Origin of the sequence: Luteibacter sp. ME-Dv--P-043b (assembly GCF_030209605.1) — a bacterium.
GTDB lineage: Bacteria > Pseudomonadota > Gammaproteobacteria > Xanthomonadales > Rhodanobacteraceae > Luteibacter.
The window spans coordinates 1-11,060 of sequence record NZ_JARVRT010000004.1; the positions used below are offsets into that span (position 1 = coordinate 1).

Sequence of the window (11,060 nt, forward strand, 5' to 3'; positions counted from 1 at the left end):
GGTCGCCGCAGGCGTGGCCCCGAGGGTGGCACCCGCCGGCTCTTGCTCCACGGCCCAAGGCCCAACGCGACGCCGAAGGCGAGCCCATTTCACCTCATAAAAGAACAAAAAAACCGCCTCTCGGCGGTTTCTTCTTCAATGCTTGTCGAGCGACCCCACCTTGCTGAGCATGTAGCGCTCCGGCCCGATGTCCGAGATGAGGCTGAACTGCGTCTCGAGCCAGTCGATGTGCTCTTCTTCCTGGCCAAGGATGAACTTGAAGAGGTCGCGGCTGACGAAGTCGTGGATACCTTCGCTGTAGGCAATGGCCTCGCGCAGGTCCTTCGTGGCGATCATTTCCAGGTCCAGGTCGCCCTGGAGCGCTTCGACCACGTTCTCGCCGATGCGCAGCTTGCCCAGGTGCTGCAGGTTGGGCAGGCCGTCGAGGAACAGGATGCGCTCGATCAGCTTGTCGGCGTGCTTCATTTCCTCGATGGACTCTTCGTACTCGTGCTTGGCGAGTTCGTTGTAGCCCCAGTCCTTGAACATCCTGTAATGAAGGAAGTACTGGTTGATCGCGGCCAGCTCGTTGTAGAGGACCTTGTTGAGGAATTCGATGACCTTCGCGTCGCCCTTCATGGAGTGTCTCCCTGGATATTCAGTCGCGACTATACGTGCCGCGGCCAGGGCGTGACGTAACGAGAATGAACACGGTTCGCGTCCGCAAGTGCGGACACGGCGGGCTCAGGCCGTAGTGGCCAGGAACGGGAGGGAGCGGCTCTCGCTGACTGCCTGGCGCAGGCACTGGCGGGCTTCCGGCTCGCACGCGCCGCAGCAGTCCGAGCAACCGGTGCGGGCCTGGAGTTCGGCGAACGACTCGACGCCATCGGCCGCGGCGCGGCGAATGGCGTGGTCGGTGACGGCATTGCACATGCATATGTACATGGGTCGGCATTCGAATACGAATGCGAACGATTGTCAACCGCACAAATGTGAAGGCGTGTGCCTGGCGGTCTTACTCGCCGCCGCGGGCCAGCCTTTCCAGTTCGGCCTGTTGGGGGCAGGTGCCCACCGTAACCGAGCAGACCGTTTCCACCGTGGGCGCGAACTGGCGCAGCGCGCGTTCGTAGACCTGGCGCTTGAAATTCACGACATGGTTGGCGGGGTACCAGAAGTCCACCCAGCGCCAGAGGTCGAACTCGGGCTTCTCGCAGGCATCCAGGCGGAACGCATCCTCGGTGCATTTCAGGCGCAGCAGGAACCACACCTGTTTCTGGCCGATGCAGGTGGGCCGCTGATGGTGGCGCACGAAGCGGCTGGGTAGCCGGTAGCGCAGCCAGCCACGGGTTTCGGCCAGCACTTCCACGTGCTGGGCCAGCAGGCCGGTTTCTTCCTCCAACTCGCGGTACATGGCTTCCAGCGGGGTTTCGTCGCTGCGCATGCCGCCCTGGGGGAACTGCCAGCCGTCACGGTTGACGCGGCGCGCCCAGAACAGGCGCCCGTCGCCATTGAGGAGGACGATGCCCACATTCGGTCGATAGCCATCAGCGTCGATCATCCGCCCTCCGCGAAACATGCCGCTTCCGCTCGATTCAACCACAGCGCTAGAAGACGGGGCAAGGCGCTACTTGAACGGAAGGCCGCCGCCGATTAAACTGCCCGGCCTTCGTGAGCCTAGCTTGCGAACGACCAGGTTCCACGGCTAGGTAGCTCAGCTGGTCAGAGCGCGGCACTCATAATGCTGAGGTCGGCGGTTCGAGCCCGCCTCTAGCCACCAGAAAAACGAAAAGGCCGCACCCCCGGGTGCGGCCTTTTTTCGTCGATCGCGTCGGCGAGCGCCTTCAGGCCGCCACGGTTCCCGTATCCGCGGTGTCGCCGGTCGTCCGGCGCCTGGGCCGGGCTGGCGTCGCGGCTGGCGCCTCCAGTACTGCCTTCGCCAGTTCCACCACGTTGTGCACGCGTAGCTTGGCCATCAGGTTGGCGCGATGCAGTTCCACCGTCTTCGGGCTGATCCGCAGTTCGCCGGCGATGACCTTGTTCAGCTTGCCGCCCATGATGCCGTCCAGTACCTGCGACTCGCGGGGCGTCAGCCCCAGGTCCTTCCGTTGGCTGGCAAGGGGAGGCGACATCGGTGCGGCGGGCTCGGTGGCGGGCAGGGGTGTCAGGTACACCGCCTGGAACGCCCCGCCCGATGCCTCCACATGCTGGCGTGTCACCCGGTAGCGGCGGGGTGAGCCCTGGGCATCGTTGAACACGAATTCGTCGACGCCCCCCGCCGGCTGCAGGTGCTCGGCGACCCAGCGGGGCCCGGCACGGCCGCGACCCGCGCCGAACTCGAGGCGGAATGCGGCATTGACCATCACCGCGCGGCCGCCTCCGTGGCGCCAGACGATGCAGGGCAGTGGAAGGGCGGCAAACACTTCCTCGGCCAGACCGCACGGGTGCGGCCGGTCGAGCGAATCACGACCAAGGCACATCGATGCCTCCTTGTGAACGCGAAAAATCCCCCCGACGGTTCCCCCCGAATCCGTCGCACCTGTTACGACTGCAACCTTTTCGCAGCCGAATGTCCACGAATCAAAGCAGGTGAGCGCTGAAAATGCGAACTGCGTCGTGAAGGCGACACGCGGAAATCGTGCGCCGCCACGCTCCGCTACACTAGGCAGCCACCCGCGATCGACCACGCCATGCGCATCTTCAAGTCGTTTACCCTCGAGGCGGCCCACCGCCTGCCGAATGTGCCGGAAGGCCACAAGTGCGCGCGCCTGCACGGGCATTCGTTCCGCGTGGAGCTGCATGTCGAGGGACCGGTGGACCCCACGCTCGGCTGGGTCATGGACTTCGGCGATCTGAAGGCCCGGTTCATGCCGATTTACGATCGGCTGGATCATCACTACCTCAACGACATCGAAGGCCTGGAAAACCCTACCAGCGAAAACCTCGCGCGGTGGATCTTCCAGCAACTGCACCCGTCGGTGCCCGGCCTGGCCAAGATCGTGGTGCATGAAACCTGCACTTCCGGCGCCGAATACACCGGCGACTGAGCAAAAACCTGTCGTCGCAACCATTCGTGGTTGCTGCGTTGCCGCATGCGGGTCTACACTCCGGCACCTCCCCGTTCCGCCGGACGCATGCGATGCCCCACGTAAACGGTTACGCCGATCTTGCCCGCCTTGTCGAGCAGGCCACGTCCGCGCAGGCTGTCGCCTGGCGCGGCATGGAACGCGTGGCCGACCTGCATCTGCAGGCCATGGAAGGTCACGCCCGGGCGGCATCCGGCCTGATGGCCGACGCGATGATCGCCACGGATGCGGCGGCGCTGCGCGCCATTTTCCTCCGCGGAGGCGACCTGCAACGGGAAGGCGTCGAACGCGCGGCGTCCGCCGCGGGCGGCATATTCGATGTGGCCGTGGAGACGGCTACCTCGCTCGGCGCGTTGGCAGGTCAGCCCGCCAGGGCCTGATCCACGCCGCCTCCCTCGTAACGACGCGACGGACCGTCGCGCCGACGGGTGGTTATTGGACTTTCGTCGCTTGTCCCGTCGTTTACGGCGCTGGTATACTTTTCCAGATTAAACCGTGGCCCATAGAACCAAGGTGCCGCCTTCGAGCGAAACCACGGGAGCCTCGCGTTGCTCAACAGTCTTGCCGCCGGTCGTCATCTCGCCTTGCGCGTCGTTATCGCGCAGTTCGTGGTGGCCGTTGTCGCGGGACTCGTGTTTCTACTGCAGGGGCGTGCCGCCGGTATGGCCGCATTTGCAGGGGCCCTGATCGTCGCTATCGCTACCGCGCTGCTTGCCGCGCGAGCTTTCAGCGCGCTGGGCGGAGGCGGAGCGATGTATGCCAGGCTCCTGGCGGGAACGATCCTTCGCTGGATCGTCCTCATCGGTGGCATGGCGCTCATTCTGGTCCAGTGGAAACTGCCATTCTTGCCCGCCCTGGTGGGCCTGGTGGCCGGTTTCACGGTCAACGTATTTGCATTCAGATTCAAGGGTTGAGGCATGGCGAGCGAACCGCAAGGCGGTCTGACCGAGTACATCCAGCACCACCTGAACCACATGACGGTGAATTTCAGCGCCGATCATTCGGCGTTCTGGAACCTGCGTGTCGACTCCCTCGTGGTGTCGTTCGTGCTGGGCGCCATCTTCTGCCTGTGGTTCTGGCTGTTCGCCCGCAAGGCGACCTCCGGGGTGCCGTCGAAGGGTCAGGCCATGGTCGAGCTGGCCATCGAGTTCGTCGACACGCAGGTGAAGGACACCTTCCACGGCGACCGTCGCACGGTCACGCCGCTGGCCCTGTCCATCTTCATGTGGGTGTTCCTGATGAACGCCATGGACCTGCTGCCGGTGGATCTGGCCGGCTGGCTCGTGCATACGTTCGGCGGTGCCGAAACCGCGCATCACACCTTCTTCCGCATGGTGCCCACCGCGGACATCAACACCACCGTCGGCCTTTCCGTCGCCGTGCTGTTCATCGTCATCGGCCACGGCATCAAGGCCAAGGGCGGTTTCGGTTTCGGCAAGGAAATGCTCACCGCGCCGTTCCACGCCCACAACCCGGTCGTGAAGCTGGTGCTGGTCATCCCCAACCTGCTTCTCAACGTCGTCGAAACCCTGTCGAAGCCCGTGTCGCTCGCGATGCGACTCTTCGGCAACATGTACGGTGGCGAATTGGTGTTCATGCTGATCGCCGGCCTGATGGTGAGCTGGATCGGCTTCGTGCCCGGCGTCGTGTTCAACACGGCGTGGGCGATCTTCCACATCCTGATCATCGCCCTGCAGGCGTTCATCTTCATGATGCTGACGATCGTCTACATCGCCACGGCGCGTGAACACCACTAACTCACCGCACCGACGTTCGACCCAAGTCCCCTTTCGTTTTTCGTTTCCACCCATTCGTCTTTCTTAGATATCCCAGGAGAACACCATGGAACTCACCGCACTCTTCGCACACGTGCAGGGCATGACCGCCATCGCCATCGGCGTGATCATCGGCCTCGGCGCGCTCGGCGCCTGCCTCGGCATCGCGATCATGGGCTCGAAGTTCCTCGAGTCGGCCGCGCGTCAGCCGGAACTGGTTCCGCTGCTGCAGGGCCGCATGTTCCTGCTCGCCGGCCTGATCGACGCCGCGTTCATCATCGGCCTCGCCATCGCGCTGCTGCTCGCCTTCTCCAACCCGCTGATCGGCGTCCTGCGCACCGCTGCCGGCGGCTAAGCAACACGCTCGTCTTCGTCGCTGCGGCCTGAAGGGCCGCAGCGACCGTCAGTACCCCTGCGTTCGGAGTCTTTGGAGAGATCATGGAAATCAACATGACCTTCCTGGGCCAGATGATCTCTTTTGCGATCCTGGTCTGGTTCACCACCAAGTTCATCTGGCCCCAGCTCAACGGTGCCATCGAAGAACGCCAGAAGAAGGTGGCCGAAGGGCTCGCCGCGGCGGAGCGCGCCCGCGCCGAGCTGAAGGATGCCGACGCCAAGGTCGCCACCGAGATCAAGCAGGCCCGCGTGCAGTCGACGGACATCATCGACAAGGCTCAGCAGCAGGCCAACCAGATTCTCGAGAAGGCCCGCGCCGATGCGATCGAAGAGATCAACCGCCTGAAGGCTTCGGCCCAGGACGAGATCGCCTCGATGGCCCAGCGTGCCCGTGAACAGCTGCGCGAACAGGTCGGCGCCCTCGCCGTCCGCGGCGCGGAAAAAATCGTCCAGCGCGAAATCGATCCGGCGGCCCACAAGGCCCTGCTCGACCAGCTCGCTGCCGAGATCTGATCATGGCCCAGGCGCTCACCCTTGCCCGTCCCTACGCACGTGCCGCCTTCGAAGTGGCGCAGGCGTCAGGGTCGCTGGCCGATTGGTCGTCGGCACTGAACTTCGCGGCCCTGGTCGCGGCGGATCAGCGCGTCGCCGGCCTCGGCAACGATCCGCGCGTGTCGCCGGCCCAGCTGGTCGCGCTGCACCTGCCCGAGGGCATGGCGGCCGACACGCCGTTCGCGTCGTTCCTCGACGAACTGGCCGACAACCGCCGCATGGCGCTCCTGCCGGAAATCGCAGCGCTCTACGACGACTACAAGCGTGAGTCGGAGTCGACGTTGCGGGTCAAGGTCACGAGCGCGCTGGATCTCGACGCCGCCGAGGCGGACACGCTTCGCGCCTCGCTGAAGCGCCGCTTCAAGCGTGAGATCGAACTGGATACGCACGTCGATCCGGCGCTGCTCGGAGGTGTCGTCATCGACACCGGCGAGCAGGTCATCGACGGTTCGGCGCGCGGCCGCCTGCAGCGGCTGGCCAGCGCGCTGGCGCACTGATACGAGCTTCTCATACCACCGGGTGCCGCTCGTGCGGCGCAACCCAAGGAACCGACCATGTCCAGCACCACACTGAATCCGTCCGAGATCAGCGAGCTGATCAAGACCCGCATCGAGCAGTTCAAGCTCGGCGCCGAGGCACGCAACGAAGGCACGATCATCAGCGTGTCCGACGGTATCGTGCGCATCCACGGCCTGGCCGACGTGATGCAGGGCGAAATGATCGAACTGCCCAACGACACCTACGCCCTCGCGCTGAACCTCGAGCGCGACTCGGTCGGCGCCGTGGTGCTCGGTGAGTACCAGCACCTGCGCGAAGGCGATGCCGCCAAGACCACCGGCCGCATCCTCGAAGTGCCGGTCGGCCCGGGCCTGCTCGGCCGCGTCGTCGACGCGCTGGGCAACCCGATCGACGGCAAGGGCCCGATCGACGCCGTGGGCACCAGTCCGGTCGAGAAGGTCGCGCCGGGCGTCATCTGGCGCCAGTCGGTCGACCAGCCGATGCAGACGGGCTACAAGTCCATCGACTCGATGATCCCGATCGGCCGCGGCCAGCGCGAGCTGATCATCGGCGACCGCCAGACGGGCAAGACCGCCGTGGCCATCGACGCGATCATCAACCAGAAAGACTCGGGCATTAAGTGCATCTACGTCGCCATCGGCCAGAAGCGCAGCTCCATCGCCAACGTCGTGCGCAAGCTCGAGCAGAACGGCGCACTGGCCAACACCATCGTGGTGGTGGCTTCGGCGTCCGAAGCCGCCGCCCTGCAGTACGTCGCGCCGTACTCCGGCTGCGCCATGGGCGAGTACTTCCGTGACCGCGGCGAAGACGCGCTCATCGTGTACGACGACCTCTCCAAGCAGGCCGTGGCCTACCGTCAGATCTCGCTGCTGCTGAAGCGTCCGCCGGGTCGCGAAGCCTACCCCGGCGACGTCTTCTATCTCCACTCGCGCCTGCTCGAGCGCGCCTCGCGTGTCAGCGCCGAGTACGTGGAAAAGATGACCAACGGCGAAGTGACCGGCAAGACCGGCTCGCTCACCGCGCTGCCGATCATCGAGACCCAGGCCGGCGACGTCTCCGCGTTCGTTCCGACCAACGTCATCTCGATCACCGACGGCCAGATCTTCCTCGAGACCGATCTGTTCAACGCCGGTATCCGTCCGCCCGTCAACGCCGGTATCTCGGTGTCGCGCGTCGGTGGTGCCGCCCAGACCAAGATCATCAAGAAGCTGTCCGGCGGCGTGAAGCTGGCCCTCGCGCAGTACCGCGAGCTGGCTGCGTTCGCGCAGTTCGCCTCGGACCTGGACGCGGCGACCCGCGCCCAGCTCGATCGTGGCCAGCGCGTCACCGAGCTGATGAAGCAGGCGCAGTACTCGCCCCTGTCCATCGCCGAGCTCGGCGTGTCGGTCTACGCGGCCGAGAAGGGCTACCTCGACGACCTGCCGGTCAACAAGGTGCTGGCGTTCGAGAAGGGCCTGCATGCCTTCATGCGCCAGAACCACGGCGACCTGATGACGAAGATCGACGCCACCGGCGACTGGGACAAGGACATCGAGGCGACCTTCAAGTCGGCCGCCGACGAGTTCAAGAAGACCGGTAGCTGGTAATGGCGTAGGGCGCCCAGCGTAAAGCGTCAGTTGCATGATGTAACTGACGCTTGAGCCGGCAAGCCGGCGCTCGCTCGGCGCTTTACCCTCCTAAGTTTTCACGTTTAACGCAACGGCGAGTACCCATGGCTAGCGGCCGCGAAATCAAAACCAAGATCAAGAGCACGCAGAACATGCGCAAGGTGACGCGTGCGCTCGAAATGGTCTCGGCGTCGAAGATCCGCAAGGCGCAGGACCTGATGAAGGCCTCGCGTCCGTATGCGCGTCTCATGCGCAAGGTGATCGCGCACGTGGCCCAGGCCAGCACGGACTTCACCCATCCGTTCCTCACCGAGCGGGAAAAAGTCGCGCGCGTGGGCTTCATCGTGGTGTCGACCGATCGCGGCCTCGCGGGCGGCCTCAACTCCAACCTGTTCCGTCGCACGCTGACCTCGATCCGCGAGTGGCAGGACAAGGGTGCCGAGATCGACGTGGTGGCCATCGGCCAGAAGGCCGTGCAGTTCTTCCGTCGCATCAAGGGCGTGAACCTGATCGGCTCGGCAACCCATCTCGGTGAGAAGCCCAAGCTCGAAGACGTCATCGGCGTGATCAAGGTCGTGCTCGACGGCTACAGCGACAACAAGCTCGACCGTGTCTTCCTGGTCTACAACGACTTCGTGAACACCATCGTGCAGAAGCCGACCATCGAGGCACTGCTGCCGGTATCGCTGGTCGCGAAGGAACTGGAAAGCGCCGAAGGCGATGCCGCCAAGGGCGTCAAGGTCGAGCAGACGCACGACTGGGATTACATCTACGAACCCGATGCGCGCACGGTGCTCGAGCACCTGATGACGCGTTACATCGAGTCGGTGGTGTACCAGGCCACGCTGGAGAACCTCGCCAGCGAACACGCCGCGCGCATGGTCGCCATGAAGGCTGCTTCGGACAACGCCAACAAGGTCATCGGCGAACTGACGCTGGTCTACAACAAGGCGCGCCAGGCAGCGATCACTCAGGAAATCTCGGAGATCGTCGGCGGCGCCGCCGCGGTCTGATCCCAACGCTACACGCGATGGCGACGCACGGTGCGGCGCCCGAACCGAAACCTACTTAGATTCATCCGGAGCATTCCATGAGCCAGGGTAAAGTTGTTCAGATCATCGGCGCCGTCGTCGACGTCGAATTCCCGCGCGACCAGGTGCCGCAGGTATACGACGCACTGAAGATCGACGGTACCGAGATCACCCTCGAAGTGCAGCAGCAGCTCGGCGACGGCATCGTGCGCACCATCGCGCTCGGTTCCACCGACGGCCTGCGCCGCAACCTCATCGCCCGCAACACCGGCGAAGGCATCAAGGTGCCGGTCGGCTCGGCCACGCTCGGCCGCATCATGGACGTGCTGGGCAACCCGATCGACGAAGCCGGCCCGATCGGCGAAAAGGAACAGTGGGTCATCCACCGCGAGGCCCCGTCGTACGACGAGCAGGCCGCGGCCAATGAACTGCTGGAAACCGGCATCAAGGTCATCGACCTGATGTGCCCGTTCGCCAAGGGCGGCAAGGTCGGCCTGTTCGGCGGCGCCGGCGTGGGCAAGACGGTCAACATGATGGAGCTCATCAACAACATCGCCAAGGCGCACTCGGGTCTTTCCGTGTTCGCCGGCGTGGGTGAGCGTACCCGTGAGGGCAACGACTTTTACCACGAGATGAAGGATTCCAACGTCCTGGACAAGGTCGCGATGGTCTACGGCCAGATGAACGAGCCGCCGGGCAACCGCCTGCGCGTCGCGCTCACCGGCCTCACCATGGCCGAGTACTTCCGCGACGAGAAGGACGAAACGGGCAAGGGCAAGGACGTGCTGCTGTTCGTCGACAACATCTATCGCTACACGCTGGCCGGTACCGAGGTGTCCGCGCTGCTCGGCCGCATGCCGTCGGCCGTGGGTTACCAGCCGACGCTGGCCGAGGAAATGGGCGTCCTGCAGGAGCGCATCACCTCGACCAAGACCGGCTCGATCACGTCGATCCAGGCCGTCTACGTGCCCGCGGATGACCTGACCGATCCGTCGCCGGCCACCACCTTCGCGCATCTGGACGCCACCGTGACGCTGAGCCGCGACATCGCCTCGCTCGGCATCTACCCGGCCGTCGATCCGCTGGCCTCCAGCAGCCGCCAGCTCGACGCCTCGGTGATCGGCCAGGAGCACTACGACATCGCCCGTCGCGTGCAGGGCACGCTGCAGCGCTACAAGGAGCTGAAGGACATCATCGCCATCCTGGGCATGGACGAGCTGTCGCCGGAAGACAAGGCGTCGGTGTCGCGCGCGCGCAAGATCGAGCGCTTCTTCTCGCAGCCGTTCCACGTGGCCGAGGTCTTCACCGGCTCGCCGGGCAAGTACGTCGCGCTGAAGGAAACCATCCGCGGCTTCAAGATGATCCTCGACGGCGACCTCGACCACCTGCCGGAGCAGGCGTTCTACATGGTCGGCGGCATCGACGAAGCCATCAAGAAGGGCGAAGAGATGGGTGCCAAGAAGGCCGCGTAAGCGACCTTCTTCTCCCACTCACGACCAACGGAAGACAAGCCCATGACCCACACCATCCGCGTCGACATCGTCAGCGCCGAAACCGAGATCTACTCCGGCGAAGCCACGCTCGTGGTCGCCACCGGTGAACTCGGCGAGCTGGGCATCGCGCCGCGTCACGCGCCGCTGATCACCCGCCTTAAGCCGGGCCACGTTGATGTGGTCGGCACCAACGGCGAGCGCCAGCAGTTCTACGTGTCCGGCGGCATCCTGGAAGTGCAGCCGCAGGTGGTGACGATCCTCGCCGATACGGCGGCCCGCGCCGCCGACCTCGACGAGGCCGCCGCCCTGAAGGCCAAGGAAGAAGCCGAGGCCGCCCTGTCCCAGCGCGGCCCGCAGATGGACGTCGCCGAGGCCCAGGCCAAGCTGGCCGAGGCCCTGGCGCAGCTGCAGGCGCTGGAGCGGATGCGCAAGACGCTCAAGCACTGAGCGACGACGCCCGTCGACCAAAGACCCCTCTTCGGAGGGGTTTTTTTTGGTTTTTCACGCATGACCGGCCTGTCCCGAAGCCTAAGCCGAAGCCAGAGCCCGTCGCTCGTAAGGCACGGCGAGGAGGCGCCGGGTGGTCACACTCTGCGCTCGGGCAGCGGCCGCAAGCGGCCGAACT

The 11,060-nt window shown here is 64.9% G+C and carries 15 protein-coding genes and 1 tRNA gene; 12 read left to right on the top strand and 4 right to left on the bottom strand.

Annotated elements, in window-relative coordinates:
- Positions 1-135: 135 nt before the first annotated feature.
- From bfr to QRN34_RS02950, 3 genes are all read right to left on the bottom strand, one after another.
- Positions 136-618 carry a bacterioferritin gene (bfr, locus tag QRN34_RS02940; RefSeq protein WP_036109515.1) on the bottom strand — a complete coding sequence of 161 codons (483 nt, stop codon included), beginning with the start codon at positions 616-618 and terminating at the stop codon, positions 136-138.
- Between the two features lie 105 nt (positions 619-723).
- Positions 724-924, bottom strand: coding sequence for a (2Fe-2S)-binding protein (locus QRN34_RS02945; RefSeq protein ID WP_036138377.1), 201 nt, complete (start codon positions 922-924; stop codon positions 724-726).
- A 70-nt stretch (positions 925-994) separates the two neighbouring features.
- A complete protein-coding gene (locus tag QRN34_RS02950; protein WP_285401853.1) occupies positions 995-1,537 on the bottom strand; it encodes an RNA pyrophosphohydrolase in 543 nt (180 codons plus the stop codon).
- Between the two features lie 142 nt (positions 1,538-1,679).
- Between QRN34_RS02950 and QRN34_RS02955 the strand changes: the two genes are divergently transcribed.
- Positions 1,680-1,756, top strand: a tRNA-Met gene (locus tag QRN34_RS02955).
- A gap of 64 nt (positions 1,757-1,820) precedes the next feature.
- Here QRN34_RS02955 and QRN34_RS02960 read toward each other — a convergent pair.
- The gene (locus QRN34_RS02960; protein ID WP_285401855.1) at positions 1,821-2,456 is read right to left on the bottom strand and encodes a LuxR C-terminal-related transcriptional regulator; all 636 of its coding nucleotides are present in this window, start codon (positions 2,454-2,456) and stop codon (positions 1,821-1,823) included.
- 210 nt (positions 2,457-2,666) lie between these two features.
- Here QRN34_RS02960 and queD point away from each other — a divergent pair, with 210 nt between their 5' ends.
- The 11 genes from queD to QRN34_RS03015 all read left to right on the top strand — a co-directional run bounded on the left by queD (position 2,667) and on the right by QRN34_RS03015 (position 10,882).
- Positions 2,667-3,023, top strand: a complete 357-nt coding sequence (gene queD, locus QRN34_RS02965) for a 6-carboxytetrahydropterin synthase QueD (RefSeq protein ID WP_285401857.1) — start codon at positions 2,667-2,669, stop codon at positions 3,021-3,023.
- Between the two features lie 92 nt (positions 3,024-3,115).
- A complete protein-coding gene (locus QRN34_RS02970; protein ID WP_285401860.1) occupies positions 3,116-3,442 on the top strand; it encodes a hypothetical protein in 327 nt (108 codons plus the stop codon).
- A 168-nt stretch (positions 3,443-3,610) separates the two neighbouring features.
- Positions 3,611-3,976 (top strand): ATP synthase subunit I, encoded by a 366-nt coding sequence (locus QRN34_RS02975; protein ID WP_036138367.1) that lies wholly within the window; start codon positions 3,611-3,613, stop codon positions 3,974-3,976.
- Between the two features lie 3 nt (positions 3,977-3,979).
- Positions 3,980-4,819 carry a F0F1 ATP synthase subunit A gene (gene atpB, locus QRN34_RS02980; protein WP_285401863.1) on the top strand — a complete coding sequence of 280 codons (840 nt, stop codon included), beginning with the start codon at positions 3,980-3,982 and terminating at the stop codon, positions 4,817-4,819.
- An 85-nt stretch (positions 4,820-4,904) separates the two neighbouring features.
- Complete coding sequence (gene atpE / locus QRN34_RS02985; RefSeq protein WP_036109522.1) at positions 4,905-5,192, top strand: F0F1 ATP synthase subunit C; 288 nt, start codon at positions 4,905-4,907, stop codon at positions 5,190-5,192.
- An 83-nt stretch (positions 5,193-5,275) separates the two neighbouring features.
- Positions 5,276-5,746 (top strand): F0F1 ATP synthase subunit B, encoded by a 471-nt coding sequence (locus tag QRN34_RS02990; protein ID WP_036109523.1) that lies wholly within the window; start codon positions 5,276-5,278, stop codon positions 5,744-5,746.
- 2 nt (positions 5,747-5,748) lie between these two features.
- Positions 5,749-6,282 carry a F0F1 ATP synthase subunit delta gene (locus QRN34_RS02995; protein ID WP_285401867.1) on the top strand — a complete coding sequence of 178 codons (534 nt, stop codon included), beginning with the start codon at positions 5,749-5,751 and terminating at the stop codon, positions 6,280-6,282.
- Positions 6,283-6,339: 57 nt separating this feature from the next.
- Positions 6,340-7,890: a F0F1 ATP synthase subunit alpha gene (atpA, locus tag QRN34_RS03000; RefSeq protein WP_036138359.1), complete on the top strand. Its 1,551-nt coding sequence runs from the start codon at positions 6,340-6,342 to the stop codon at positions 7,888-7,890.
- 125 nt (positions 7,891-8,015) lie between these two features.
- Positions 8,016-8,924 (top strand): F0F1 ATP synthase subunit gamma, encoded by a 909-nt coding sequence (gene atpG / locus QRN34_RS03005; protein ID WP_285401870.1) that lies wholly within the window; start codon positions 8,016-8,018, stop codon positions 8,922-8,924.
- A 77-nt stretch (positions 8,925-9,001) separates the two neighbouring features.
- A complete protein-coding gene (atpD, locus tag QRN34_RS03010) occupies positions 9,002-10,414 on the top strand; it encodes a F0F1 ATP synthase subunit beta (protein WP_285401872.1) in 1,413 nt (470 codons plus the stop codon).
- 42 nt (positions 10,415-10,456) lie between these two features.
- Complete coding sequence (locus QRN34_RS03015) at positions 10,457-10,882, top strand: F0F1 ATP synthase subunit epsilon (RefSeq protein ID WP_285401874.1); 426 nt, start codon at positions 10,457-10,459, stop codon at positions 10,880-10,882.
- The last annotated feature ends 178 nt before the right edge of the window (positions 10,883-11,060 follow it).

Bases quoted from the DNA above. Each gene is read 5' to 3' on its own strand.
- bfr (WP_036109515.1), bottom strand. From the start codon at position 618: ATGAAGGGCGACGCGAAGGTCATCGAATTCCTCAACAAGGTCCTCTAC.
- QRN34_RS02945 (WP_036138377.1), bottom strand. From the start codon at position 924: ATGTACATATGCATGTGCAATGCCGTCACCGACCACGCCATTCGCCGC.
- QRN34_RS02950 (WP_285401853.1), bottom strand. From the start codon at position 1,537: ATGATCGACGCTGATGGCTATCGACCGAATGTGGGCATCGTCCTCCTC.
- QRN34_RS02960 (WP_285401855.1), bottom strand. From the start codon at position 2,456: ATGTGCCTTGGTCGTGATTCGCTCGACCGGCCGCACCCGTGCGGTCTG.
- queD (WP_285401857.1), top strand. From the start codon at position 2,667: ATGCGCATCTTCAAGTCGTTTACCCTCGAGGCGGCCCACCGCCTGCCG.
- QRN34_RS02970 (WP_285401860.1), top strand. From the start codon at position 3,116: ATGCCCCACGTAAACGGTTACGCCGATCTTGCCCGCCTTGTCGAGCAG.
- atpB (WP_285401863.1), top strand. From the start codon at position 3,980: ATGGCGAGCGAACCGCAAGGCGGTCTGACCGAGTACATCCAGCACCAC.
- atpE (WP_036109522.1), top strand. From the start codon at position 4,905: ATGGAACTCACCGCACTCTTCGCACACGTGCAGGGCATGACCGCCATC.
- QRN34_RS02990 (WP_036109523.1), top strand. From the start codon at position 5,276: ATGGAAATCAACATGACCTTCCTGGGCCAGATGATCTCTTTTGCGATC.
- QRN34_RS02995 (WP_285401867.1), top strand. From the start codon at position 5,749: ATGGCCCAGGCGCTCACCCTTGCCCGTCCCTACGCACGTGCCGCCTTC.
- atpA (WP_036138359.1), top strand. From the start codon at position 6,340: ATGTCCAGCACCACACTGAATCCGTCCGAGATCAGCGAGCTGATCAAG.
- atpG (WP_285401870.1), top strand. From the start codon at position 8,016: ATGGCTAGCGGCCGCGAAATCAAAACCAAGATCAAGAGCACGCAGAAC.
- atpD (WP_285401872.1), top strand. From the start codon at position 9,002: ATGAGCCAGGGTAAAGTTGTTCAGATCATCGGCGCCGTCGTCGACGTC.
- QRN34_RS03015 (WP_285401874.1), top strand. From the start codon at position 10,457: ATGACCCACACCATCCGCGTCGACATCGTCAGCGCCGAAACCGAGATC.